Below are 25,973 nucleotides of genomic sequence, written 5' to 3' on the forward strand. Positions count from 1 at the left end.
TTCTTTCATAAAGTAAGTGCGATCGGGCTTTAGAATAATGTTAAAGTTAATCAGTAAAGGTATTCTATCTTATTTTGTCTGTTTAAATTGTTTAAGTACCGCTAATTCAATACCCTCTAGCTTTAGTTCGTATTTACTATTCGAGACTACTTGGGGTTTATGAGTAAAGGTAGCTTTTTCTGCTATGTCTAGGATTTTGGTCAGATAATTCCCATAGTCATAAGCTCTTTGTTTTGCACTAAAGGCTACAAACGCTGTCTTATCTACTGGAATATAAATTATCTCAGGACTAATCTCTACCTTATTTACAGGGGTCATCCCTTCCTTATAATCTGCTAGCTTAATAGGTATTTTGGGGTCTGGGTAATGAGGTTTTTCGTACAACTCCTCCCTAACCTTTATTGGTTGCTTCGCGGGAGGTTTGGTAAAGTCGTGGACTTCTACTAGTTCTCTAGCTAGTTGTAGGGTAATGCCCTCAATAATTAACTCTTTAGGATAGTCCTTTAAATATTCGGCTTCCTCGAACCAAGATTTAGTTGATAGCCCTTGTTTGTAGCAAAGCTCATCCCTCCAGTCGTAGCCATCTGAAGGGATTTTAAATCCAATGTGAATACAGTCTGTGTCTCGGTCATAGACTACATTGTCTGCTAATTTTACTAGATGTTGTTCTTTATCTATTTCTGGCGTGTGGGGTATATCTGGTTGTGGTGGATTGAATACTTTATGCTCTTTTTCTTCAAGATATTCTTCACTATGAAATACAGCTATATTGTCGGGGTCTTCTTTTTGTAGCTCCTCAATAAATTTATAGTTTGGGTTGCTATCATCTATATACTCAATTTCGTCTTCTTCTTGAGAAACTTCCTCAAGGTATTTAGGTTGTTCCTGTGGAAAGAGGTTTAGTATATGCTCTTTGAATAGCCATAGATATTTACCTACCCCAATCTGTTCTATCGCTGATTTAACGGTACTTAAACAATTTAAACAGACAAAATAAGATAGAATACCTTTGCTGATTAACTTTAACATTATTCTAAAGCCCGATCGCACTTACTTTATGAAAGAAACTACTCCCGCAGCCATGCCTCCCTGTTTCGATAGATGAGATGGTGTCAAAAGTTTGATGATTTACTGAGAACTAAAGCGCAAAAAAGGGAATTCAGACATTATTTAGGAGGATTATTAGGGGAAAGTGAGCGAAAAAATGTATCTCAAATGGCTAAAGACGCAGTAGAGGTCACATACCACAAATTACACCATTTCTTAACTGAAGCAACTTGGTCAGCGAACAAGATAAATGAACGTCGCTTAGAAGTGATGAACAAGTGTAATCAAACGAGAATCAGTAAGGGATTTAGTCTAATTGTTGATGACTCTGGGCATAGAAAAAGTGGTAACTTTACCGCAGCAGTAGGTCGTCAATATATTGGGGAAATTGGGAAAACAGATAATGGCAATGTTGTAGTAACAACTCATCTATATGATGGCCAAAAAAGCTTACCTTTAGACATAGAACTATATCAACATGGTAATTCGTTGCCCGAAGGAAAGAAAGACAGAGAATTCAAGAAAAAACCCACCTTAGCCTTAGAATTAATCGATAAAAGTTTGAAGAGGGGATATCGACCAGGACTAGTATTAATAGATTCGTCCTATGGTAACAACACAACTGTTTTACTCGAACTGGAAAAAAAGAAATTAAAGTATATAGGAGGAATCGCTAAAAATCGTAATATTTTGGTTAAAACTCCATCAAATCAATTAGAAAAAATCAGAGTAGATGAATATGCTCAATGGTTATCTGATGAGGAATTTAAGGAGATTCAAATCCAGGGTGAAAAACCTAGAACCGTCTGGGTAGCAATAATAGAAGCAGAAATATCAAGGCTAGAAGGAATCAGAAAAATAGCTATCGTCATGAGTGCACCAATCTTTGAAGATGCTGAAGATATTGACTACTTACTCACAAATGTTGAGGGAGAAATAGGGTAATGTTGCAAAAACTTAAGACAAACTTGTAGTATTTAACAAACGTAAATAACTACTAGACCAGATGAACTCAAAGCAACCATTTAAGTGGAAACATTTTCAAGGAGAAATAATTTTACTTTGTGTGAGGTGGTATCTCCGCTATGGTTTGAGTTATCGTGATTTAGCAGAAATCATGCAAGAGCGAGGACTATCTGTAGACCACACCACGATTTACCGATGGGTGATGATTTATGCACCACAAATAGAAAGAAGAGCCAGAAAGCATCTCATCTCAACTAATGACTCTTGGCGAGTAGATCAAACTTATCTCAAGGTCAAAGGAAAATGGAAATATCTATATAGAGCAGTTGACAGCAATGGTATTACCATAGAGTTTATGTTTAGTGCCAGGAGAGATAAACAAGCTGCTAAAAGATTCTTGAAGAAAGCCCTGAAATCGAGACATAATAAGCAGCCAAGAGTTATTAACGTAGACCAAAATCCTGCTTATCCCGCAGCAGTTGAAGAACTTCAAACGGAAGAAATTATCTCTAGTGAGTGTGAATTGAGACAGAACAAATATCTTAATAATATCATCGAGCAAGACCATAGATTTCCGAAAAAGCAGGCTAAGTATAAATTATACTTTCAACATTTCCACTCAGCATGGCGGACATTAAAAGGGTATGAAATCATGAATGTGATTCGCAAAGGGCAAATAAAAAATATCGCTAAAGGTGACATCTTGGGACAAAGAAATTTTGTCTATTCTCTGTTTGGGATCGCTGTCTAAAAAATTAGTTAATCACAGGTATATTCTCTCTGTTCGGATTTTTTGCAACAGAACCACTCTGGAGAATGCCACCACCAAGATTAACCTTTGTTTTGTCAGACTGATGCTCAAAAGATTAGCTGCTGCTTAGATAGATCTCAAATGGGTTCTATAAGTGGATTGTTTATTTTATTCCCACTCGATCGTTCCCGGTGGTTTTGAGGTTATGTCATAAACTACTCTATTTACCCCTTTAACCTCGTTGACCATACGATTGGAAATGGTTTCTAACATCTCGTAGGGAACTTTTGCCCAATCTGCAGTCATACCGTCTTCGCTAGTGATAAAGCGCAAGACAATCGGGTAAGCATAAGTACGTTTATCTCCCATTACGCCCACACTCCGAATTGGCAACAACACGGCAAACGCTTGCCAAAAATCGTGATAGACTCCTTGTCTGCTAATTTCGTCTCGTACTACATAATCGGCATCGCGCAAAATATTGAGTCTTTCGGCGGTAACTTCGCCAATAATCCGAATTGCCAAACCAGGACCCGGGAAAGGATGGCGGCGCACGATTTCTTCTGGCAATCCAATCGAACGAGCGACTTTGCGCACTTCATCTTTAAATAGCTTGCGTAGGGGTTCGACTAATTTAAAACGGAGGTTTTTAGGTAAGCCGCCTACGTTATGATGACTTTTTATTTTTACTGCGACTCTTTCGCCAGTTTTCGGATCGACATTGGTATCGGCAGATTCGATTACGTCGGGGTAGAGGGTTCCCTGGGCTAAATAGTCAAATGGTCCCAATCTTTGAGATTCTTCCTCGAATACGCGGATAAATTCATGTCCGATGCGACGACGTTTCAGTTCTGGATCGGTCACGCCTTTCATTTGTTCGAGAAAGCGATCGCGGGCTTGAACGTATTCTACGGGAATGTGAAACTGCTCTTTAAAAATTTGCATCAATCGTTCGGGTTCGCCTTTACGCATAAATCCCTGATCGATAAACATACAGGTCAAGCGATCGCCAATGGCTTGATGGAGTAAAAAAGCCAAAGTAGATGAATCTACTCCTCCAGACAGAGCCAGCAATACTCTCTTGTCTCCTACTCTAGCTTTAATTTCACGGATTGCTTCTTCGACAAAAGCCTCTGTCGTCCAGGTGGGTTCGCATTCGCAAATATGATAGACAAAGTTACGAATTAAAGCGATACCGCCTTCAGAATGCACTACTTCGGGGTGAAACTGAACCCCAAATAGTTTGCGCTCGGGATTGGAAATTGCCGCGCAGGGAGTATTTTGGGTACGAGCTAAAACCGAAAATCCTGGTGGTAACTCAGTACAGGAGTCACCATGACTCATCCACATAATCGAGCCATTTTCTACATTAGTTAATAGATCTGTGGGGTCTTCAATTTCTAGGTGCGCTCTGCCGTATTCTCCCAGCTTGACCTGCTCTACCGTGCCTCCAAGCTGTTTGACCATCAGCTGCATTCCATAACATACCCCTAAAACAGGAATATTTAGCTCCCAAATTTGCGGGTCGCATTGAGGTGCATTTTTATCGTAGACAGAATTAGGCCCTCCAGAAAGAATAATTCCTTGAGGATTGAGTTGGCGTAACTGTTCTGCTGTAGTTCGGTATGATATTACTTCTGAATAAACCTGAGTTTCGCGAATTCTACGAGCAATTAGCTCGGAATATTGAGAGCCAAAGTCAATGATAATAATTTTTTGGCGATTGAGAGTACTAGCTAGAGACTTGGAAGATAGAGTCTCTGAGTTTTTAGGGCTTGGTTTTGTCTGAATAGTCACTATTCTCTAGAGAATTTTGTTGGTTTAAGCAGTTGAATGAGTTACACTAATTTACAAACTTTAGGCTTTAACTACTCAACTTTAAATTTATGAGTTATAATTGCTAGGGGCTTTATGGATTTTTTGATGAATTTATTAAGTATTCTTAATAGAATATCATAAATTCGATAGTAGATGGATCGCATTAGGGCTTTTGGTAACGATTTTTCTTTGGCGGTCAAATAGCACCGAACCCAAAATTAATTTACGTTCGCTGTACTTACTGATGTAAGCTGTAGTGCGAGTGTCGATTTGAGAGGCGATCGCATCGTATAACAATTCTACCCAGTTACTACCATCTCTAGCATCTAAATTGCGCAACAAACATAGAGCTGCTTCGGTAGTGGTGCAGGCAAATACCTGTCGTAAAATTTCAACGGGCATACCGAGTAAAGCGCAATGGGTAGTAAAAATTTCTAGCCTACCATCGGCTAAATGATTGTGAGTGTGAAAAATTCCGCCAGCTAGTTTGATTAATTTGCCGTGATAACCAAACAAAACAATCGATTTAACTCCACAAAGTGCCGCGGCGACTAACATCGAACCCAACCAATTAGCAGTTTTTACCATTCGTTCGGAATCGATCCCCATTTGTCGTGCCAGATCCATACCATTTTCGCCAATGCAAAATACTAAAAGCTTGAATAATTGTGCTTTGGCTTCCAATTCAGCCTGGTAAGCTGCCAATTGACTGGGGGCAACTAGGGGCTGGACGATACCAGTAGTACCTAACAGAGATAATCCTTCAACCACCCCAAAAGCCTCATTGGAGGTGCGCTGGGCTAGTCTACGTCCTTCTGGCAAAATAATAGTTACGGTAAGATTTTCTTGAGGATGTAATAAAGGCTGAAGGTTGGATATTATCAGTTCTCTGGCGTAACTGTAGATAGCGGCGCGATTGCAGTCGTTTAGCTGACGACCGATGCCTTCTCCTCCTTTAATTTCGATTTTTCCGGCAGTAGTTGCCACACTCAATGCCACTAATGCCCAGACGGGTGTATTGCGAGTTAAATCTAAATGATCTCCAGGATCGCTACGGGTAATAGCAAGAGCTTCTCTTTGGTTTAATTGAGCTACTTGTTCGATGTCGATAGTTACTGTCTGGGCGGGTTTGATGAGATTGACCATCACCGACTTTAGTTCGGCTTCTCGATGGAGGTGTCTTAAAGCAGCGACCGCCGAAGCACAGGCAAAAACAGGTAGAGTATATCCTTTCAATTTATTTGATTTCCTAGATTCAACACAAGAATAATTAGATTTAATCGAGGGAAACTTTTCCCCAGGCTCTGTTGAGTAAATCGAGATCTACTAGAATTAAATTAAACCAAAACACCTCACTATGATTGTCTCGACTCTACATATAATTAATTGCTGCAACCTAATCTTCGACAAACTGCAAATTATTACAGGCGAGCGCTACATTATTTGGAAAAATATTATTCAATAAATACCGATTAGATTTCTCGTACGAATCAGCTACAAAACCTTTTTACTGTTCCCGGCGATCGAAATAGTCGATCGTGATTGGTGCGAGAAGTATATTACTTTAATATTTTAAAAAACTATTGGAGATAGCCAGTCAGAGGGAATAAATGACTAATAAAATTGACTATTTGAGAATTAGCGTCATCGATAAGTGCAATTTTCGCTGCCAGTATTGTATGCCAGAAGGTGCCAAACTCGAATATATACTCGGTCGAGAATTACTGACAAATCGAGAAATAACTACATTAGTCAAAGATGTGTTTATTCCCGTAGGCTTTACTAAGTTTCGCCTGACGGGAGGAGAACCTTTATTGCGTCCGGGAATTGTCGATCTCGTCAGGGATATTGCCCGACAGCGACAAACCGAAGATCTGGCGATGACTACTAATGCCTTTTTGCTTGCCGATTTGGCACGAGAACTCCATGATGCTGGTTTGAGTCGAATTAATATTAGTCTCGATTCGTTGAATCCCCAAACTTTTGACAAAATTATCGGCAATCGGGGACGCAGTCGCTGGCAGCAAACTTGGCAGGGAATTCTCAAAGCGCATCAGGTAGGATTCGATCCCTTGAAGTTAAACGTGGTGGTGATTCCTGGTTTAAACGATCGCGAAGTTCTCGATCTGGCTGCTTTAACCTTCGATCGCAATTGGCACGTTCGTTTTATTGAGTTTATGCCTATCGGCAATCCCGAACTGTTTGGCGATCGCGCCTGGATTGCTTCTGAGGAGTTGCGGCAGTTAATCCGGCAACGGTGGGGTTTAGTAGAATCAGGGGTTAACGGTAACGGTCCGGCGGACGTGTTTCAGATTCCCGGTGCTAAAGGAACCATTGGCTTTATTTCCCAGATGTCTGAGTGTTTTTGCGATCGCTGCAATCGCATTCGGCTATCTGCCGATGGTTGGTTGCGTCCCTGTCTATTAAACGAACAGGGTCAAATCGATCTTAAAACTATGTTGCGTCAAGGAATGAGCGCGAGGGAATTGCAGCAACGAGTTCGACAGCTACTGGCAATCAAACCAGAAGTTAACTTCAAACAAAGAGATTCGGGTACTAAGACAGGAATTTATAGTCGTACTATGTCCCAAATTGGCGGCTAATTTTTTTATTTGAGGGGTTGAGGTACACTGGGAGACAAGGACACTAGGGGACTGGGGGAAGTATTACCCATCATTAATTAATTTACAGACCACTACAAGATCTGGGATAAAAACTGTTTACTTCGTTCCTCTTTGGGGTGATTAAAAAATTCCTCTGGAGTAGCAATTTCGACAATCGTGCCATCATCCATAAAAACCAAGCGATCGGCTACTTCTCTGGCAAATCCCACCTCGTGAGTTACACACACCATTGTCATTCCCGACTCTGCCAAACTCCTCATGGTGTCTAAAACCTCTCTGACCATTTCGGGATCGAGTGCCGATGTGGGTTCGTCGAATAACATGATTTTAGGCTGCATTGCTAGGGCACGGGCGATCGCCACACGCTGTTGTTGCCCTCCCGATAGCTGTCCGGGATATTTATGGGCTTGTTCGAGAATGCCCACTTTTTCCAGTAGTTGCATGGCAATTGCTTCAGCCTGCTTTTTCGATTTTCTGCGTACCCAAATTGGCGCGAGGGTGACGTTTTTTAGAACGGTGAGATGGGGAAACAGATTGAACTGTTGAAACACCATTCCTACTTCTCGGCGAATGGCTTCGATATTTTTAAGATCGCGAGAAAGCTCGATCCCGTCAATTTCAATCCTACCTTTTTGGTATGGTTCGAGGGCATTAAAGGTGCGAATAAAAGTAGATTTGCCCGAACCAGAAGGACCCATAATCACTACCACTTCTTGTTTTTTTACGTTCAGGGTTACCCCTTTAAGAGCGTGGAAGTTATTGTCATACCACTTTTCCACATCTTGGGCGATAATTATCGATTCTGATGTTTCTGGTTGTGGTAGATTAATCTGATTTTGAGATTGGGTCATGGATCGAGTTTAATTAGATAAGAGCGAGCAACTATTGCTCTACCATGTTTTGGTTCGAGAAAAGCGATGCCTCGAAAAGCGATCGCTTACTTATTTTTATCTTAATATCGACCGACAGACCACAGACCAATGATGTTTATTTTTTAACTAAACCTCTACAGGCAGAAACCAAATCTCGATGGACTTCAGTTGAAGTAGCAAAGATCAATCCAGGCAAGCTGAGATCTTCGCAAGCAGAAAGAACCGGCAATTCGCCGCCGTCGAAAGTAGTAACGATACACCCTGCTTCTTTAGCTAAAAAGGCTAACGCGCCGCCATCAATAAACTTACCTCTCCTGATAATTACACCCGCTATTTCATTACTGGTAAAAATACCATTAGTATTGGGAATGCGATCGCTAGCTGAATAATCTTGTCTGACATCAATAACGCGATATTTATCGTTTAAACTAGCTTTTAAACCGCCCATTTCCCATCCTAATAAAATGTTTGGTTGGGAATTACTAATTTTCAAGGGACTACAGGTCTCTAAATCTTTATCTAAAGTGCCTTGATAAGCTCCTTCTCCTCGAAATGCGTAGTAATAGGTATTAGCAGCGGGAGAAATAGCTATTACCGCTTCAAACTCGTCTGCATTGAGAATAGCAAGAATAATTTGATAGTTATCGTGTCCGTCGAGATAGAATTTAGTACCGTCGATCGGATCGAGAGTAATTAAATAATCGTCTGGTTCGCCTAAATCTATAGCGCGAAAATACTTAGTATTTCGCGACTGTTCGTATTCTTCGCCGTGAAAGCGAATATGGGGAAAAGCACCCAACAGCGCGACTTCTACTAAGGTTTGGATCGAGAGGTCGGCATCGGTTAACGCCGTAGCAAAAAAATTATCCCCTTCATCTTTAGCGGGAAGTGCGGCAATTTTACTTTGAATACAGTCTGCATAGGCAGCAGCTACTCGCAGATAGGGTAACAAAGTGCGAAGAATTTGACGGGGTGTTGGCTGAGAGACCATGATTTATTATTCAAACAAAAATTTACGAGATGAGCCAATCTTATCTAGCTTCCCAGGTAGTGTAAAATGACTTTGGCTAAAATTTCCAAAGGTTTTAAAAATTTATGAGACAAATTGAAATGGTGGCTTCTATAAGTGAGCTTTGTTGTACTATACAACTACTGCTATTTCGTGCAATGTAAACGGCTAGCGAGCGGTTGAATATTCTTACAGCTAATACTCGATCCCCTCAATTTTTTCTACGAGCTAAATAGTTAAGACTTCGATGTCGATCTCACTCAAAGGGTATAAAAATTTAGAAAAAATCTCCGAAGGAATTAAGATTACTATTTATCGAGGCGAGCGTATTCGAGATCGTCAGGCAGTTACGATCGCCTTGTTGCCAGATCGAGATAGAAGTCCAATCGAACTTAAATTTGACGATCATCGCTTGATGTTCCCGAGCGACTCTATATTTGGGGGGCCGATCGGTCAACTTCAAACCGAAACCACTGAAAACCTCAAGCAATGGCAGCAGAAGTTATTGAGGTGATTCCCGAATTAGAAACCATTGTCGGCAAACAGCCTCCCGTTGAAGAGTTAGAGCCTACTGCCGCTCAAGATCGATTTAATCTGATTTTTAACCAATTTATGCGCCTATTTGCCACTGCCGAACGTCTTTTAGTGCTTTTTCTCAATGATTTACAGTGGGCGGATTTGGCTTCGCTCAAATTCATCCAGTTCTTGATGGGCGATCGCTAGTTTTGACAAAATACGATCTAATCATCAACCAACATCCAAGGGTTTAGAATGCAACTGATGTTCTTCTGCTAGTAGCTTGGGTTTAACGTAAAGATTTTCCAGCAACACCCCACCGCCTGCAATCCAAGGTGGAACGATTAAAGCACCAATAATACCCAGTACCTGTGCTCCTCCTAAAACGGCGAGTAATTGATAGAGAGGGGGAACTTTGACCGAACTGCCAACTAACAGAGGATCGAGTACATAGGTTTCCAAATTCTGCACGATGATAAAGAGCAATATTACCCAAACAAAAGTTAAACCCCCTTGGGCGATCGCTACGATTAAAGCAGGCACCGCTCCTAAAATAGGTCCAAAAAAGGGAATTAAATTGGTAAAACCAGCAATTACCCCCAAACCTAAGGCTAATTCCGATAATCCCAAAAATCTCAGACTGATGCTAATTACCGTACCCAAAATAGCCGAAACTAAAATTCGCCCTTGAATGTAACCTCCCATTCTTTGACCTACTGGCTTAATTTGGTCTGCCAATTTTTGATTCCACGGGTAGGGAAAAAGATTGAAAATATCGTCTAACAACTGTTTGGCGCCAGATAACATATAGGCAGAGAGTAACAAGGCTAACACCAGACTAAAAACGCTGCCGATAATGCCTCTGGTAACTCCATAAGAACGAACTACTAACTGTTGACTAGAACGAATTACCCAGGCAGTCAATCCCTGAACGTCTAGCATTTGACTGATGATACTAGGTGTACCTGGTTCGCTCATGCCGAAGCGCATCGCCAAACTATCGAGTAGCGATCGCAAGGTTTCTAAATAAAGCGGAAATTTTCCAATCAAACGTTGAATTTGTTTGGCGACGGTCGGTCCGACGATTAGCCCAAATCCCGTCAGCGTGGCGATCAATCCCAGATATACTAGCAATACCGCCAACCAGCGAGGCACAAAGCGATTGACCAGATTGACGCTAGGAGCGAGAGTGGCAGCTATTACTACCGAAATCATCAATACCACGATCAAACTTCTTAACTGCCAGAGCAGAATTACCAACAAAATAACCGCCGCAACCAGCAGAGTGTTAGCCAGAGAAAGATTGTTACGTTTATTGGACATACAAGATGCGCTCAACCAGCGATCGCGAAAAGTTTTTCCGAATTTGATATTACTCTAAACCAAAGATAGTTCGATATTTTCTCCCGATTTTAAATTTATTGCCTTGGTATTGAGATTATTTTGTTGCAGCATTTGATTAATTTCTGCTTCGCTACCTTCAGCATGCAAGATAGCCGGTATAAAACCCTCAAATTCGAGATCGCCTCCTGCTGCGGTAGACAAAATTACTTGAGGTTTCAATCGCTGGCAAACTTTTAAAGCTGTCTCTTGACCTCTAATCACCGCACCAATTAAGGGTAACTTCAAACTGATAAACGGCGTGATAATTACATCGATGGGAGTGATTTCTGAAAGGGAATCGTCGTGGTGTCCGTGGGGTTCGTAGTAAATATTTTTACCAGATTTCAATCCTTTAATAATATAGCCGTTTTCTATCAGAGACGGACCGATGGGAGAGCCAGGTACGGCTTGAATTTCGATTTTGTCTTGCCAAGTAAAACTTTGTCTGTGCTCTAAAGTAGTCACGTTGTGGTAACCGAGTTCTTTAACTACTTTAGCGGCATTGGGAGAAGCAACTACGGGAAGGTTGCGATCGAGTTTTTTTAGGGTAGGCGGATGGGCGTGGTCTTCCAATCCTTGTGACAGCAGAATTAGATCGATATTTTCGGGGATGGTATAGGCTTTATTTTTTTTGCCTCGAAATAACCAAGCCTGATTGCTAAACACTAAATCTCCTACAAACCAGGGATCGAGCAGTATCCTGGTTTCATCATGTTCGATTAGCCAAGTGTTGCTGTCAAAATGAGTAAGCTGCATCGAGTCTATTAAATAAAATTACGATTACTATTTTTATTGTAAATATATTTTAAGAAATCGAAATTATGAGCGATCGTCATATCGGTAGAGTCCAAGAGTTGGCTCAAAAATATTACGCTCGTCAAGATGCAACGGGCTGGTTTGAAGAACTATATTCTCGAGCTGAGGGCGATGTGGAAGCAATCCCCTGGGCAAAATCGACCGTAAATCCCTATTTAGCAGGCTGGCTGACGGATAACCAGGTTCGAGGAGAAGGAAAAACGGCTTTAGTAATTGGTTGCGGTTTGGGAGACGATGCTGAAGCTCTAGCCAGTGTGGGCTTTAAAGTAGTAGCATTTGATATTTCTTCTAGCGCGATCGCCTGGTGTAAACAACGCTTTCCTGACTCCTCGGTAACCTATCTGGTAGATAACTTGTTGCAGCCCCAGACTTTAGTAGGTAGTAGATTCGATTTCGTCCTCGAATCATACACGATTCAGGCCTTACCTGCGGAGATTAGAATTCAAGCGATCGCCAAGATTGCCGGTTTTCTGGCTCCAGGCGGTCAATTACTAGTGATTTGTCGTGGTAGAGAAATTGACGAACCAGCAGAGCGATTACCCTATCCCCTAACCAAAGCCGAACTAGCTTACTTTCAGGAAGTGGGTTTGCAAGAAGTTAGTTTTGAAGAATGCGGTGACTATCAGGTTAGACGGTTTCGTATCGTCTATACCAGATAGAAGCCAATGGTTATCGAGGAAACGAAAACGTACTAAAAAGCGATCGCCAATCAGTCAACGAAATGAGGCGATCGCTATAAACATAGTGTAAGGGTGAATGGCAATAGGTAAGCTTTAAGAAGCGACTCCAAAAACGATGACAAAACCCAACACCGCTGCAAAGATAATCAAAGCATAAAATTGAGCCCGTCCGTTTTCAAAGTATTTCAAGCCTTCACCACTGAGAACGGTAACCAATCCAGTCAGATTGACTGCCCCATCGACGACGCGATAGTCTACTTCCATGATTTGTCTTGCCAAACGGCGACAGCCTAAGACAAACACCTGGTGGTAAATATCGTCAAAGTACCACTTGTTGAGAGACAGTTTGTAAAGAGTAGGAATGCGTTTGGCGACCGCTGCAGGATCGATTTTTTTCTGTAAATACATCAAAGAGGCGATAGTGATGCCAATTAAGGCAATTCCCACCGAGTTACCTGCCATAATTAGAAACTCAGTGCGATCGAAATGTGTCGCCATTTCAATTGCTTGAGTTACGGTTTCGCCTGGGGCAAAGACAAACTCTTCAAAATAATTTTCCCAAGGACGACCCAGAAAACCAATTGCAGTAGAAGGTACGGCTAAAATCAATAGTGGCAGCGACATAGTTAACGGTGACTCGTGAGGAGTTTCGCTATGTCCGTGATGTTCCCCTTCTTCTACGTCCATTGCCCCAGGACCGAAAGCAACTCCAGATTCAGTTAACAACTTCTGACGAATGCCGCTATCATTGCCGCGGAATTTTCCTTCAAAGGTCATAAAATACATCCGAAACATATAAAAGGCAGTCAAACCAGCAGTTGCCCAACCGATAAACCATAAAGCTGGGTTGGCTTCAAATGCCTGTCCGAGTATTTCATCTTTCGACCAAAAACCGGCAAAAGGAGGAATACCACAAATTGCCAAATTGCCGACAAAGAAAGTCCCTGCAGTAATAGGCATATACTTGCGCAAGCCCCCCATCATGCGCATATCTTGCGCCAAGTCGGGGTTATGACCGACGACTTCTTCCATACCGTGAATTACTGAACCCGAACAGAGAAACAGCATCGCTTTAAAATAAGCGTGAGTCATCAGGTGGAATAGACCCGCCGTATAGGAACCAATACCCATTGCCATTACCATGTAGCCTAGCTGGGAAATGGTTGAATAAGCCAGTCCTTTTTTAATATCGTTTTGGGTCATGGCAATACTGGCACCCAAGAAAGCGGTAAACGCCCCCGTCCAGGCAATGGTGGTCATCGCTAGAGGAACGTGTTCGAATACGGGATACATCCGCGCAATCAAAAATACGCCAGCCGCTACCATTGTCGCCGCGTGAATTAATGCCGAAATCGGTGTAGGACCTTCCATAGCATCTGGTAGCCAGACGTGGAGGGGAAACTGCGCCGATTTAGCGACGGGACCCAAAAAGACCAAAATGGCAAATAAGGTGGCCAAACCAGCACTCAAAGCCCCAGAATTAACTAGTTCGCTGAGGCGATCGCCCATAACCTCAAATTCAAAACTGCCAGTCGCCCAATATAAACCGAGGATCCCCAGTAACAGACCAAAGTCACCGACGCGGTTAGTTACAAAAGCTTTTTGACAGGCATCGGCGGCAGCTTGGCGATCGTACCAAAAGCCGATTAACAGGTAGGAACACATCCCTACCAATTCCCAAAAGATATATATTTGTACGAGATTGGGACTGATTACTAGCCCCAACATCGAAGAACTAAAAATGCTTAAATAGCCGTAGAATCTCACATAACCAGGATCGTGCGCCATGTAACCATCGGTATAAATCATCACCAAAAAAGCTACGGTAGTAACGATCGCTAGCATTACAGTAGTTAAATGGTCGATAGTGTAGCCCATTGACAGGTGAAAGTCCCCTGCAGCTGCCCATTCAATCGTACGAGTATAGACTTCGTGTCCGTGAATCTGACTCCAGAGGAGACCAAAGGACAGCACCATTGAGGCACCGAGAACAGAGACGATAAAAACGGCAACGATCTGACGGAGATTACTCGTTGCCTTACCAAAAGAAATTAGTCCAATTCCCACTAACATTGCACCCAGCAAGGGCAAAACGGGAATCAGCCAAGCATATTGATAAAGGGGTTCCATATTTCACTCTATGTTATTAATTGCTTCACTGCATTTAATGCTCGACGCTAATCATTTTGACACAAACATTTACATAAAGATGTAGTCAATATATGTATAGATTACATTTGAGCAATGCTCAATCGCAGCGCTGGTTTTACATCCAGCGACCGATTGAGTAGGTCAAGATCGAAAAACTCGAAAGTAAGCAGGAAAAGTTAATAATTGTTCTCCTAGTCTCCTAGTTCTCCTCTGCTACTTGCTTGTTCTTCCTTAGCTCGTCCACAACCAAAAGGATAGGCTGTTTTGTAGGTGGTTTCTCGTTTGCCAAACCAACTATAGCGGTTGTCTCTGATTTGTTCGTAACTGAGATCTCCAAACCATTTCATTCCTGGTATCGCTCGGTAGACGGCGACAAAAGCATCTCCCAAAGGCAATAGACGAGCGATTTCTTCAGCGGCTGCACTACCCTGCCACCTTCGTTCGGGGCGATCGCCATCGATCAAAATTATTCCCGCCTCACAAGCTTCGGGAGTAATATTAAACTGAGCCAGTGTATCTTTATCCTGCATCGGCACGTAGTCAAAGATTTTGCCGCGATCGTATTTTTCTAATAATTGAGCGAAAGTGCTACAAAGATTGCACTTGCCGTCGTAAATTACGTGATATTTCATGCCGAGTTAATTTGCTTTTTTTATTCATCTTAAAGGTATGTCATCCGCAAAGCCTATAATAGTTAATCAGTTTAAAAAAGGAGCAATGTCGCAGATACTAGATCGCGCTCCTCTCTTAATCTAGCTATGAAGCAGGTTGGAATGGCTATTCATCTCGCTTATTACCATCAATTATCTGGAAAAATCCCCGAACATTATATTTCTCAGCACATCATTAGCATTAACTATATTTAAACTATCCTTTTGCTATAACCAGTCTAGAAGAGACTATTTTAAGAGACTATTTTATATTTTAAGAGACTATTTTATTTATAACTGCGCTGGGTTAACTGCACGCTATCAAACTCTAACTGCTCCTTATTCATGACGGGGGTTTGTTCGTCAGCCGTATATTGCCAAGCACTAACATAGACAAAATCTTCATCGTTGCGTTTGGCTTCTCCTTCTGGAGTTTGATATTCTTCTCGGAAATGTGCGCCGCAGGATTCTTCCCGACTCAATGCGTCTCGTGCCATTAATTCTCCCAGTTCGAGAAAGTCGGCGACTCTACCGGCAAATTCTAAGTTTTTGTTGAGAGTGTGGGGATTGCTAGGGATTTTGACATTTTGCCAAAATTCCTGTCTGAGTTCGGCGATTTTGGCGATCGCATATTTCAATCCCGCTCGATTACGAGACATTCCGACATAATCCCAGAGAATTTTTCCTAACTGGCGATGAAACTCGGTGGAGGTTTTTTTGCCTTGAATGCCAATTAACTTGGCTATTTTGTTATTGACAGTAGCTTCTGCTTCTTCAAAAGCAGCATCGTTAGTGTCTACGGGAGCTAAATCTGTCGTTGCCAAATAATTACCTAAAGTGTAGGGAATGACAAAATAGCCATCGGCTAAACCCTGCATCAAAGCACTAGCCCCCAGACGATTAGCACCGTGATCGGAAAAATTAGCTTCCCCCAAAACGTGTAAGCCAGGAATCGTACTCATCAGGTTGTAGTCTACCCACAAGCCACCCATAATATAGTGAACCGCAGGAAAAATCCGCATTGGAACTTGGTAGGGATTTTCGTTGGTGATGCGCTGATACATCTGAAAGAGATTGCCATAGCGATCGCTTATGGTTTGTTTACCCTGTTTCTCTATAGCATCACGAAAATCGAGGTAGACGGCTAATCCCGTGTTACCAACTCCTCGACCTTCGTCAGTTACCTGTTTGGCATTGCGAGAAGCTACATCGCGGGGTACGAGGTTGCCAAAACTAGGATATCTAGTTTCTAGATAGTAGTCTCGTTCTAATTCGGGAATATCGTGAGGGTGGCGTTTATCTCCTGGCTTTTTGGGCACCCACACCCGTCCATCATTGCGTAAACCTTCACTCATTAAGGTTAATTTGGACTGATAATCGGCCGCTACGGGAATACAAGTAGGATGAATTTGAGTATAGCAAGGATTGGCAAAGAGCGCGCCTCGTTTGAAACACCGCCAAGCCGCCGTAACGTTAGAATTTCTGGCATTAGTAGAAAGATAGAATACATTGCTATAGCCGCCAGTACAGAGTAGTACGGCATCGCCGACGTATCTTTCTATTGCTCCTGTTACCAAGTTACGAACGATAATTCCTCTGGCTTTGCCTGCAACTAAGACCAAATCGAGCATTTCTCGACGGGGAAACATCTGAATTTTACCTGCGGCAATTTGACGAGACATGGCACTATAGGCACCCAATAGTAATTGCTGTCCTGTCTGTCCTCTGGCATAAAAAGTCCTAGATACCTGTGCTCCACCAAAAGAACGATTGGCAAGTAAACCGCCATACTCTCTGGCAAATGGTACGCCCTGAGCTACACACTGGTCGATAATCTGATTACTAATCTGTGCTAGGCGGTAGACATTGGCTTCTCGGGAACGATAGTCGCCGCCTTTAATCGTGTCGTAAAACAACCGCCAAACCGTATCGCCATCGTTAGGATAGTTTTTAGCCGCATTAATTCCTCCTTGAGCAGCAATGCTGTGAGCGCGACGGGGAGAATCTTGAATGCAAAAGCTTTTGACGTTGTAACCCAATTCTGCTAGAGTTGCCGCCGCTGATGCCCCCGCTAAACCAGTTCCCACAATCAAGATATCGTGCTTTTTTTTATTGGCAGGACTGACTAACTTGCAGTGGTCTTTGTAGTTATCCCACTTTTCCTGTAGTTTGCCTGGGGGAACTTTCGAGTCGAGTTTCATTGATTGAGTGGCGATCGCGTATCAGAAGTTCATTCAACTATCTTACGTAGTTAATTTTAAACTAAATAAAAAGCGCTCGCTATAAAGCTCGCAGCATTTTTTTTTTAATTATTCATAATTATTCAGCCAAGAACAAGAAAATTATTTACGATCCCTCGTTCCTCATTCATGATTTAGATAATTTTTGTCATCGTTCAGCTCGAGTTTAAATAGGTATCGAACTTCTTTCGCATCCAGCTAGAGATAGTATTACAACTAATGAATATCTTGCTTAATTGTTCAATTTATTTCCTAAGTAAGAAGAAAATAAATTACTCTTCAATTAAATTTATCTTATAGACTAATAGCGCTTAATAAATACATTATATGTTTGGCGATCGAACACGTAAATATTTTACTAAAATCTACAATAAACTCTATCAAACTCCATTAATTTTTTTGGGAATTTTTAGTTTGGTATTCCCTTTAGAAGCGAATGCTACTTCTATAATAAGAGAAAAACGGAGCGATCGCATTCTTTCTGGTGAGGTCATTAGTTTAGATTTTCTCGATTTGTTTAGAAATGCTGTCCGCTACGTGCAAGTAGCAAATATTTCTAATGAGGAAGAGGTTGCAATTGGCAGGCAAATAAATCAAAAGCTGTTAGATCGACAGTATCAACTCTACAGTAACGCTCGAGTTCAAGAATATGTAGACAATATCGGACAAGAATTAGTTGCCAGTAGCGATAGTCGCGATATTCCCTACACTTTTCAAGTTGTAGTTAGCGATGCGGTTATGTTTATGTAACTACAGGATTACTTAGACAAGCAGACAATCGAGCACAGCTGGCATCAGTTATCGCTCACATCAATCAAAGACATAATATTAAAGATTTAAAGCAAGCCGTACTCGCTCAAGGAATTGCCGAAACTGTTGGCGTAAGTACTAGTACCTTGGCTCAAATTGGTTATCAACTAGCTTTGGATTTACCTCAAAGTCGCGAATTTGAATATGAAGCCGACCGCGTTGGTTTGGAAATTTTACAACAGGCTGGCTATTCTCCTGTAGCTTTTGTCAATTTTCTTCAACAGTTAGAAGCAAATGGTCAACCTGAATTTTTGCGTACTCATCCTACAAATACCAATCGCATCCAAGCTCTTACTGAAGAAATAGAATCTGCTGGAGTTAATTCTAATAAGGGTCAAAACGAAGCAGCCTACAGAAATAACCTACTTTCTTTACTTTGATAGATAAATTTTTAATCAGATGAATACCAATAAACTCAAACGCGCTATCGGAACATTTGCCACCAGAAGCAATGCCGAAACTGCCTTGAGAGAATTAAGAGATGTGGGTTTTAACATGGACAAGATTTCGGTAATTGCTCGCAATCTCGAACCAAAAGAAAACCTTAGCGGCGCAGAAGTCAAACCCCCTAGCCAACAAGCCAAAGGTGCAGCTAAAGTAGGGGTTGCCACGGGCGCGGCCACAGGAGGACTTATGGGGCTAATTGGAGGCTTAGGAGTACTGGCGCTTCCAGGCGTGGGTGCGGCAGCAGAATTAGGTATAGTTTTAGCTCACACTCTTTTAGGCAGCAGTATTGGTGCTGGGGGTGGCGGTTTAGTCGGAGCGTTACTCGGTTGGGGAATTCCCGAAAAGCAAGCTAAATACTACGATAATTCTGTCTCCAAAGGATTTTATTTAGTTCTACTTGAAGGAACGGAAGCTGAAATTGATGGTGCACGAGCAGTTTTGCAAAAACGACAGGTCCGCGATTGGGGAGTTTATGCTGCACCCATAACTGACTCTACCACTGGAATGGGAGTTGTTTAATTAAAATCAATTAGAATTATTTGACATGCCGCAGTGATATGCGGCATGTCAGTAACAAAAAAGCGATTAGAGATTTTGAGCGCCAAAATAAAAAAGGCGTTCTCGCGAGCGATAGGAAACACCTTTGTAAAATAAGAAATTAACTTGAAGTGCTAACAACGAGCCAAAAACTTTAGACTACACTACCTGACAACAAATACTCTTTTAATCGAGCGGCTTTGTTGTTTTTTTCCCAAGGCAAATCTAAATCGATTCTGCCAAAATGACCGTACGCCGCAACGTCTTGATAAAAACGACCGCCTCTTTCTTTAGGTAAATTTCGTAGATTGAGAGTTTGAATAATTCCCGCCGGTCGTAACTCAAAATGTTCTTGAACTATCTGGAATAATTTCTCTTCTTCTATTTTGGCAGTACCAAAAGTTTCGACCAAGATGCTCGTCGGTCTAGCTACTCCAATGGCATAACTAACCTGTACCTCGCACTTATCTGCCAAACCGGCAGCTACAATGTTACTGGCTACATAACGACAGGCATAAGAGGCACTACGGTCTACTTTTGTAGGATCTTTTCCAGAAAAAGCTCCACCGCCATGACGAGAATAGCCTCCATAGGTATCGATAATAATTTTTCTACCCGTCAAACCCGAATCTCCCTGAGGTCCGCCAATTACGAATTTACCCGTAGGATTGACTAAAAAACGAGTATTTTCATCCGGTTTAATCTCAAAATCGCCAAAAACTGGTAAAACGACTGTTTCCCAGAGATCTCCTTTAATTTTTTTTTGTACTGCGTCATTGTCGCTCAAATTATCGATAGTTTCAGTATGCTGGGTGGAAATTAAAATAGTATCGATACCTACTGGTATACCATCTTCATAGCGCACGGAAACTTGAGTTTTACCATCGGGACGTAGATAACTCAGTTCCGCTTGTTTTCTTACCGCAGCCAAACGTCGAGACATACGATGTGCCAAACTAATGGGCATTGGCATTAGTTCTGGAGTTTCGTTACAGGCAAAACCAAACATAATGCCCTGATCTCCGGCACCAATTTCGTCTAGCTCGTCATCACTGAGTTTGGCTCTCTGTTCTTGTGCTGCGGTTACACCTTGGGCAATATCTGAAGATTGTTGGTCTAAGGCTACTAAAACCGCACAACTATCGGCTGAAAAGCCATTTTCAGCATGAACATAGCCAATTTCGGCAATTTTCTTTCTAACTAAATCGACATAGTTGACTTGGGCTTTAGTAGTAATTTCTCCAGTCAATAAAACTAAGCCTGTATTGACTACTACTTCGGCGGCAACCCGGCTGAGAGGGTCTTGAGTCAACAGTTCATCGATAATAGCGTCGGAGATTTGATCGCAGATTTTATCTGGATGTCCTTCGGTAACAGATTCGGAGGTAAATAAATAACGACGAGACAATGGTAGTTAGCCCTCGATAAACAATAATAAAAACTGATATCTTTGATTAAACTTCTATGATACTAGATTTAATTTGCAGAATTCAAAATTTGAATTTCTGATAGGCTAGAAATTGTCGCATCTGCACTGTTTAAATCGTTGATAATGCTGCTATTCCAGCTAATGCCAATCGTTCCGGCTGCTCTGGCTGCTGTTGCCATTGCTATATCTCCAGAAGAATCTCCGACCATTAAAGTATTGCTAGGCTTGACTGACAAAGCCTGACAAGCGCGAATAAAAAGTTTGGGATCTGGTTTGTTAAGCTCTCCGTCTACGCCCATTGCTAACTGAATGTATTCTGCTAGAGAAAAACGCCGGACAAAAGCCCGTACTTCAGCAGTAGAGTCAGCAGAAAGAATACCTAATTTTAATCCTGCTTGGGCAAAAAACTCAAGCTTTGGCAAGCAACCGGAAAAGAGTGAAGCAGAATTTGAATCTTTAAAGACAAGCTGGTCGGCAGCAGCAAAAGCATCATTGGCAATCTGTTTGGCAAAAAACCAGCTACAGCCAGTTGCTGCAATACAAGCGGCGGCAGCAATTTGGTTTTCTTGACGACTTCCTACTGCCATCAAACCTGAAGAATCGAGCGTATTCTCTTTAATGCCAAATACTTCTAGTAGTAGTGCTGTAACCCCTGAAATTTGAGCCTCAATTTCTCTTACTCTGGCAAGTGCTAATTGAGTCGAGAAAATTTGAGAATTTTCTAATGTTCCATCTTTATCAAAAATAATCGCTTCAATGTCGTTGAAAATTATTCCCTTACAGAGGATAGTTACCAAAAATTATTTTCTCCACCAATTTATAGGGGTTTAGTAAAAAAACCCTCTGCTAGTTATAGGCGATCGCTCTCTATTTACTCTTCAAAAGAAGCTCCTACCATTTCACCTTCAGTATCTTCAGTACTACTGTTATCATCACCGATTTCTTCTTTGACTATGGCTTCGGCTTCTTCCTCCGTTTCTTGGTTAGCCGATTGAGCGGCATTTAATTCCTCTACGGTAATACCTTCAGCTTCAGCCAAAAGTTTTTGACGATATTTTTCAGCCATTTCTTCGGCTTTTTCAAAAACCAATTCACGGTTTTTGAGCATATCTCCTGGTTCTGGTTCTAGCTGCTTGGTAGATAGGGAAATACGTCCTCTTTCAGCATCTAGATCGATAATCATCACTTTTAATTCATCATTGACTCCAAAGACGCTATGAGGAGTATCGATATGATCGTGCGAGATTTCTGAAATGTGTAGCAGTCCGCTTACGCCGCCAATATCGATAAATGCGCCATAGGGTTTAATGCCTCTTACCGAACCTCTGACCACTTGTCCGACTTCTAAGCCGTTCATCTTGCGTTCTACTAAAGCGCGGCGGTGACTTAATACCAGGCGATTCCGTTCTTCGTCTACTTCTAAAAATTTAAGAGGTAAATCCTCTCCCACCAGATCTTCTTTAGCTTCTTTAGCACTAATGTGAGAGCCAGGAATAAAGCCTCGTAACCCCTCGATCCTCACCAATGCCCCACCACGATTGGTAGCAAAAACGTTAGAGCGTACGGTAGCATCCTCTTGCTGTAGTTGTCTGACCCTTTCCCAAGCCCGCATATACTCGATCCGGCGAATTGAGAGAGTTAGCTGTCCGTCTTCGTTCTCATCAGTTAGAATGAAAAATTCTCTAGTTTCATTGGATTGAAGTACTTCATCGGGATTGTCAACCCGATTGATTGACATCTCTTGAATGGGAATGTAAGCTGCGGTCTTAGCACCAATGTCAATCAGAGCACCTCTTGGTTCCATGCTAAATACGGTTCCCGCTACAATATCTCCAGGACTAAAATGATAATCGTATCGATCTAAGAGAGCGGCGAAGTCTTCATGAGTAAAACCAATGTTGTTGTTCTTGTTTTCTTGCTGATTGACCATGTGGGTTAAATTTCCTTGTTGTATTTTTCTATCTCCTTGATTAATGTGCCTCCTGCTTGATGTACACTCACTAACAGTCGCACTATGCTTTGCTGGAAAACATCTATTTGCTCCTCGTGCAGCCTACACCTACATTCTTTGCGCTTTTCACACGCTAATTTCAAGGGCTACTATAAAATATTCTATACATAATAGCCAGATGAAGTTTTCGTGTTGCTGAGATTCTTGCCTATTAGCATATTGCATTAAAGTATTGTAACTTCTAATTGGGTTTGTAGTTACTATTGTTTAACATTTTTGATTTTTTTCACTAACAAAATAATCTCGAAGACAATTTTGCGATTTTGTTTCTGTAGTGTTTCCAACTTTAGAGCACTTTAGAGCTTCGCCAGCTTTTACCTCTCAAACAATACTCCAGAGAGTTTATTGAGTTGTCCGTGCCAAGCTTTTAGTTAGGTCAGAAATTAGTCCGCCATAAAACGACCAAATACTTTCTGAGTATCGATCAAAACCCGAGTGCCTTAGCTCATTAGATATAAGTAACTAGTAGTAATAAAAATTAACACCTTAATAGTAGATTATTTATAAATTTTTAGCTTTAGGAAAGACAATCTACAGTTGAGGTAGATTCTTCTTCCCAACTATTGACTCCCTCGACACTAGAAGATTTAGAGTTTTCGTGCTGTAGATGCTCTAAAGTTTCGACAAAGTCCTTGATTCCCTGAAAATTACGATAGACTGAAGCAAAGCGAATATAGGCGACCTCGCTTTCTTGACGTAAGTATTCGAGTACCAGTTCTCCAACTTCGACACTGGTAAATTCTCTTCTCAAGTTTTGCTGTAATCTAGCTTCTATTTCTTCGACGATCGCTTCTATTTTCTGGTTGGGAATCTCTGTTTTTTCGCAGGCTCTTATTATACCTCTAAGCAATTTGGAGCGATCGAAAGATTCGCGACTGCCGTCTCTTTTGATTACGGCAATTGGTATAAATTCAATTCTTTCGTAGGTCGTGAAGCGATGCTTACATTTTAGGCATTCTCTGCGGCGACGAATGCTTTGTCCGCTTTCTGTAGAGCGAGATTCTAAAACTCGACTTTCTGTATGCTGGCAAGATGGACAGTGCATGAGTTTAACTAATGCTAGAGATGCAAATTACTATTCTTTCATATAAAAGTGCAAATTATTGAAAATAGCAAACTAGAGTCGCCAGCCAACCCCAATCCGCAATTAAGCACTTCAGGATTGCTAACGACTCACAAAATTACGACAATTAACTGTTAAAAGTTAGTCTTTAATGTGATTACTTTTCAATACGGGGTGGTTCGCGAAAGGCGATCGCAAAAAACAGCACGGCAAGAGCCATGGCTAAAATCAGAATGTAAGCAACACTTTCCATAATTAATCTGTTAACTATCTCTATCTCTAGTTTATCAACAAAATTATCTTTATCATTCTCTAAAGGTATTTTTTTAAGCCTTAATGGAGGCAAGAGAAAAAACGTTCTGACTTACCTCCAAAAGGTTTTAAGCTTCCTGTTGGCGGCGAGTAGATTTGTCACCAACTTTTTGATAGAAGCCCCACTCTACTTGTTCTTCTTCTAGATCTGGATCGATACCAGCAAATACGTCTCTGTACAAAGTACGAGACCCATGCCAAATATGACCGAAAAAGAATAGCAAAGCAAAACAAGCATGACCGAAGGTAAACCATCCTCTGGGGCTGGTACGGAATACTCCATCAGCATTAAAGGTTTCGGTATCGAAACTAAATGGCTCTCCTAACTGAGCGCGACGAGCGTATTTTTTAACGCTTGGGGGATCGCTAAAGGTTTGTCCGTCAAGAGCGCCACCATAGAAGGTAACGTTAACACCGGTTTGCTCGACGCTGAGTTTAGATTCTGCCCTACGGAAGGGAATGTCAGCTCTGACAATACCATCGGCATCAGTTAAGACTACAGGGAAAGTTTCAAAAAAGTTAGGCATCCGACGCACGGTTAGTTCTCTACCTTCTCTATCGGTAAATACGGGGTGCCCCAGCCACTGTTGGGCAATGCCATCGCCGCTATCCATCGCGCCAGTACGGAATAAACCGCCTTTAGCAGGACTATTGCCTACATAATCATAAAAAGCTAGCTTTTCAGGAATTTTCGACCAGGCTTCTGAGCGAGAATCTCCATCCGCCATATAAGTTTCGACGCGGCGTTGAATTTCTTGATTGAAGTACCTCTGATCCCACTGATAGCGAGTTGGACCGAAGAGTTCTATAGGTGTAGTTGCACTGCCGTACCACATAGTTCCGGTTACTACAAAAGCGGCAAAAAATACAGCGGCAATACTACTAGACAGTACAGTTTCAATGTTACCCATCCGCAAAGCTCGGTATAGTCTTTCGGGCGGTCGAACGCTGAGGTGAAATAAACCTGCAATGATACCAACTATTCCTGCTGCAATGTGGTGGGCTACTACTCCTCCCGGGTTAAAAGGATTGAACCCCGCAGGCCCCCACTCGGGAGCCACCGCTTCTACGTGACCGGTCAACCCATAAGGGTCAGACACCCACATTCCCGGTCCCCAAAGCCCAGTCAGGTGAAAAGCACCAAAACCAAAGCAAAGCAAACCAGATAAAAAGAGATGAATGCCAAACATCTTGGGTAAGTCTAGAGCGGGCTGACCCGTGCGAGAGTCGATAAAGAGGTCTAAATCCCAATAGACCCAGTGCCATACGGCAGCTAAAAATAGTAAACCAGATAAGACGATATGAGCGATCGCTACTCCTTCAAAAGACCAAAAACCTGGATTTACCCCAGTTGCTCCAGTTACGCTCCAACCGCCCCAAGAGCCTTCTACCCCCAAACGTGCCATAAAAGGTAAAACGAACATACCTTGCCGCCACATGGGGTTGAGTACGGGATCGCTAGGATCGAAAACTGCTAGCTCGAAAAGAGCCATCGAACCCGCCCATCCTGCGACCAAAGCAGTGTGCATTAAGTGTACGGATATTAGTCGTCCCGGGTCGTTTAAGACGACTGTATGAACTCGATACCAAGGTAGTCCCATTGACTACGCTCCTCCTATTGAAATAATAATTTGTCTTTGACGACGAATATTTTTTATTTGTATTTTATTGTCTCAACTTCTCGTACTGTTGGGAAATTTTTGACAGTGAGAATTAGTAAATAAGAACGATTCGAGTAAACTTCGAAATTCTTATTTATTTAAAGAAGTGTAACTATTGTTAGAATCCATTGCAAGAGTTAAGGGCTTTTAGCCACCAAAAGTCAAGATTTATTACAAATT

General features: G+C 41.9%; 24 protein-coding genes and 1 pseudogene. 9 read left to right on the forward strand and 16 right to left on the reverse strand.

Annotated features, from left to right (window positions below):
• Positions 1 to 69: 69 nt before the first annotated feature.
• On the reverse strand, positions 70 to 1,029 hold the full coding sequence (locus ACLFKQ_RS00005; protein WP_448997901.1) for a hypothetical protein: 960 nt from the start codon (positions 1,027 to 1,029) through the stop codon (positions 70 to 72).
• Positions 1,030 to 1,057: 28 nt separating this feature from the next.
• Here ACLFKQ_RS00005 and ACLFKQ_RS00010 point away from each other — a divergent pair.
• Together ACLFKQ_RS00010 and ACLFKQ_RS00015 are read left to right on the forward strand one after the other, a co-directional pair.
• A pseudogene (locus ACLFKQ_RS00010) lies at positions 1,058 to 1,986 on the forward strand (IS701 family transposase); the annotation flags it as partial.
• Between the two features lie 67 nt (positions 1,987 to 2,053).
• Positions 2,054 to 2,764: an IS6 family transposase gene (locus ACLFKQ_RS00015; RefSeq protein ID WP_448997902.1), complete on the forward strand. Its 711-nt coding sequence runs from the start codon at positions 2,054 to 2,056 to the stop codon at positions 2,762 to 2,764.
• A 168-nt stretch (positions 2,765 to 2,932) separates the two neighbouring features.
• Here the strand turns inward: ACLFKQ_RS00015 and guaA are convergent, their stop codons facing one another.
• Together guaA and cbiD are read right to left on the reverse strand one after the other, a co-directional pair.
• Positions 2,933 to 4,561, reverse strand: coding sequence for a glutamine-hydrolyzing GMP synthase (guaA, locus tag ACLFKQ_RS00020; RefSeq protein ID WP_448997903.1), 1,629 nt, complete (start codon positions 4,559 to 4,561; stop codon positions 2,933 to 2,935).
• Positions 4,562 to 4,717: 156 nt separating this feature from the next.
• Positions 4,718 to 5,818 (reverse strand): cobalt-precorrin-5B (C(1))-methyltransferase CbiD, encoded by a 1,101-nt coding sequence (gene cbiD, locus ACLFKQ_RS00025; protein ID WP_448997904.1) that lies wholly within the window; start codon positions 5,816 to 5,818, stop codon positions 4,718 to 4,720.
• A gap of 374 nt (positions 5,819 to 6,192) precedes the next feature.
• Between cbiD and moaA the strand changes: the two genes are divergently transcribed.
• Positions 6,193 to 7,185, forward strand: coding sequence for a GTP 3',8-cyclase MoaA (gene moaA / locus ACLFKQ_RS00030; RefSeq protein ID WP_448997905.1), 993 nt, complete (start codon positions 6,193 to 6,195; stop codon positions 7,183 to 7,185).
• Between the two features lie 92 nt (positions 7,186 to 7,277).
• Here the strand turns inward: moaA and ACLFKQ_RS00035 are convergent, their stop codons facing one another.
• Together ACLFKQ_RS00035 and ACLFKQ_RS00040 are read right to left on the reverse strand one after the other, a co-directional pair.
• The gene (locus ACLFKQ_RS00035) at positions 7,278 to 8,057 is read right to left on the reverse strand and encodes an amino acid ABC transporter ATP-binding protein (RefSeq protein WP_448997906.1); all 780 of its coding nucleotides are present in this window, start codon (positions 8,055 to 8,057) and stop codon (positions 7,278 to 7,280) included.
• Between the two features lie 136 nt (positions 8,058 to 8,193).
• Complete coding sequence (locus ACLFKQ_RS00040) at positions 8,194 to 9,069, reverse strand: inositol monophosphatase family protein (protein ID WP_448997907.1); 876 nt, start codon at positions 9,067 to 9,069, stop codon at positions 8,194 to 8,196.
• A gap of 265 nt (positions 9,070 to 9,334) precedes the next feature.
• On the opposite strand from ACLFKQ_RS00040, the gene ACLFKQ_RS00045 reads away from it, so the two are divergent.
• Positions 9,335 to 9,601, forward strand: coding sequence for a hypothetical protein (locus tag ACLFKQ_RS00045; RefSeq protein WP_448997908.1), 267 nt, complete (start codon positions 9,335 to 9,337; stop codon positions 9,599 to 9,601).
• Positions 9,577 to 9,810, forward strand: coding sequence for an AAA family ATPase (locus tag ACLFKQ_RS00050; RefSeq protein WP_448997909.1), 234 nt, complete (start codon positions 9,577 to 9,579; stop codon positions 9,808 to 9,810). Before ACLFKQ_RS00045 ends, ACLFKQ_RS00050 begins: the two co-directional genes overlap by 25 nt.
• Positions 9,811 to 9,834: 24 nt before the next feature.
• Here the strand turns inward: ACLFKQ_RS00050 and ACLFKQ_RS00055 are convergent, their stop codons facing one another.
• Positions 9,835 to 10,926 carry an AI-2E family transporter gene (locus ACLFKQ_RS00055; protein ID WP_448997910.1) on the reverse strand — a complete coding sequence of 364 codons (1,092 nt, stop codon included), beginning with the start codon at positions 10,924 to 10,926 and terminating at the stop codon, positions 9,835 to 9,837.
• A gap of 54 nt (positions 10,927 to 10,980) precedes the next feature.
• Positions 10,981 to 11,742, reverse strand: a complete 762-nt coding sequence (locus tag ACLFKQ_RS00060; protein WP_448997911.1) for an MBL fold metallo-hydrolase — start codon at positions 11,740 to 11,742, stop codon at positions 10,981 to 10,983.
• 65 nt (positions 11,743 to 11,807) lie between these two features.
• Between ACLFKQ_RS00060 and ACLFKQ_RS00065 the strand changes: the two genes are divergently transcribed.
• On the forward strand, positions 11,808 to 12,461 hold the full coding sequence (locus tag ACLFKQ_RS00065; protein WP_448997912.1) for a class I SAM-dependent methyltransferase: 654 nt from the start codon (positions 11,808 to 11,810) through the stop codon (positions 12,459 to 12,461).
• 114 nt (positions 12,462 to 12,575) lie between these two features.
• Here ACLFKQ_RS00065 and ACLFKQ_RS00070 read toward each other — a convergent pair whose 3' ends face one another.
• From ACLFKQ_RS00070 to ACLFKQ_RS00080, 3 genes are all read right to left on the reverse strand, one after another.
• Positions 12,576 to 14,612, reverse strand: a complete 2,037-nt coding sequence (locus ACLFKQ_RS00070) for an NAD(P)H-quinone oxidoreductase subunit 5 (RefSeq protein ID WP_448997913.1) — start codon at positions 14,610 to 14,612, stop codon at positions 12,576 to 12,578.
• A gap of 212 nt (positions 14,613 to 14,824) precedes the next feature.
• The gene (locus tag ACLFKQ_RS00075; RefSeq protein ID WP_448997914.1) at positions 14,825 to 15,265 is read right to left on the reverse strand and encodes a thiol-disulfide oxidoreductase DCC family protein; all 441 of its coding nucleotides are present in this window, start codon (positions 15,263 to 15,265) and stop codon (positions 14,825 to 14,827) included.
• A 305-nt stretch (positions 15,266 to 15,570) separates the two neighbouring features.
• Complete coding sequence (locus ACLFKQ_RS00080) at positions 15,571 to 17,484, reverse strand: fumarate reductase/succinate dehydrogenase flavoprotein subunit (protein WP_448997915.1); 1,914 nt, start codon at positions 17,482 to 17,484, stop codon at positions 15,571 to 15,573.
• 366 nt (positions 17,485 to 17,850) lie between these two features.
• Between ACLFKQ_RS00080 and ACLFKQ_RS00085 the strand changes: the two genes are divergently transcribed.
• The 3 genes from ACLFKQ_RS00085 to ACLFKQ_RS00095 are packed head-to-tail and all read left to right on the forward strand — an operon-like array spanning position 17,851 to position 19,299.
• On the forward strand, positions 17,851 to 18,273 hold the full coding sequence (locus tag ACLFKQ_RS00085) for a hypothetical protein (protein WP_448997916.1): 423 nt from the start codon (positions 17,851 to 17,853) through the stop codon (positions 18,271 to 18,273).
• A gap of 38 nt (positions 18,274 to 18,311) precedes the next feature.
• Positions 18,312 to 18,713 (forward strand): M48 family metalloprotease, encoded by a 402-nt coding sequence (locus ACLFKQ_RS00090; RefSeq protein WP_448999415.1) that lies wholly within the window; start codon positions 18,312 to 18,314, stop codon positions 18,711 to 18,713.
• A 19-nt stretch (positions 18,714 to 18,732) separates the two neighbouring features.
• A complete protein-coding gene (locus ACLFKQ_RS00095) occupies positions 18,733 to 19,299 on the forward strand; it encodes a hypothetical protein (protein ID WP_448997917.1) in 567 nt (188 codons plus the stop codon).
• A gap of 172 nt (positions 19,300 to 19,471) precedes the next feature.
• Here the strand turns inward: ACLFKQ_RS00095 and metK are convergent, their stop codons facing one another.
• The 6 genes from metK to psbB form a co-directional block, all read right to left on the reverse strand.
• A complete protein-coding gene (metK, locus tag ACLFKQ_RS00100) occupies positions 19,472 to 20,725 on the reverse strand; it encodes a methionine adenosyltransferase (RefSeq protein WP_448997918.1) in 1,254 nt (417 codons plus the stop codon).
• A gap of 68 nt (positions 20,726 to 20,793) precedes the next feature.
• Positions 20,794 to 21,543 carry an HAD family hydrolase gene (locus ACLFKQ_RS00105; RefSeq protein ID WP_448997919.1) on the reverse strand — a complete coding sequence of 250 codons (750 nt, stop codon included), beginning with the start codon at positions 21,541 to 21,543 and terminating at the stop codon, positions 20,794 to 20,796.
• Between the two features lie 74 nt (positions 21,544 to 21,617).
• A complete protein-coding gene (locus tag ACLFKQ_RS00110) occupies positions 21,618 to 22,676 on the reverse strand; it encodes a 30S ribosomal protein S1 (protein WP_448997920.1) in 1,059 nt (352 codons plus the stop codon).
• Between the two features lie 598 nt (positions 22,677 to 23,274).
• Complete coding sequence (gene nrdR / locus ACLFKQ_RS00115) at positions 23,275 to 23,802, reverse strand: transcriptional regulator NrdR (RefSeq protein ID WP_448997921.1); 528 nt, start codon at positions 23,800 to 23,802, stop codon at positions 23,275 to 23,277.
• Positions 23,803 to 23,977: 175 nt separating this feature from the next.
• Entirely contained in the window at positions 23,978 to 24,073 is a 96-nt protein-coding gene (locus tag ACLFKQ_RS00120; protein WP_036484496.1) for a photosystem II reaction center protein T, read from the reverse strand.
• A gap of 127 nt (positions 24,074 to 24,200) precedes the next feature.
• Positions 24,201 to 25,733 carry a photosystem II chlorophyll-binding protein CP47 gene (gene psbB / locus ACLFKQ_RS00125; protein WP_448997922.1) on the reverse strand — a complete coding sequence of 511 codons (1,533 nt, stop codon included), beginning with the start codon at positions 25,731 to 25,733 and terminating at the stop codon, positions 24,201 to 24,203.
• Positions 25,734 to 25,973 lie beyond the last annotated feature (240 nt).

The sequence above is a fragment of the Myxosarcina sp. GI1(2024) genome (assembly GCF_053543375.1).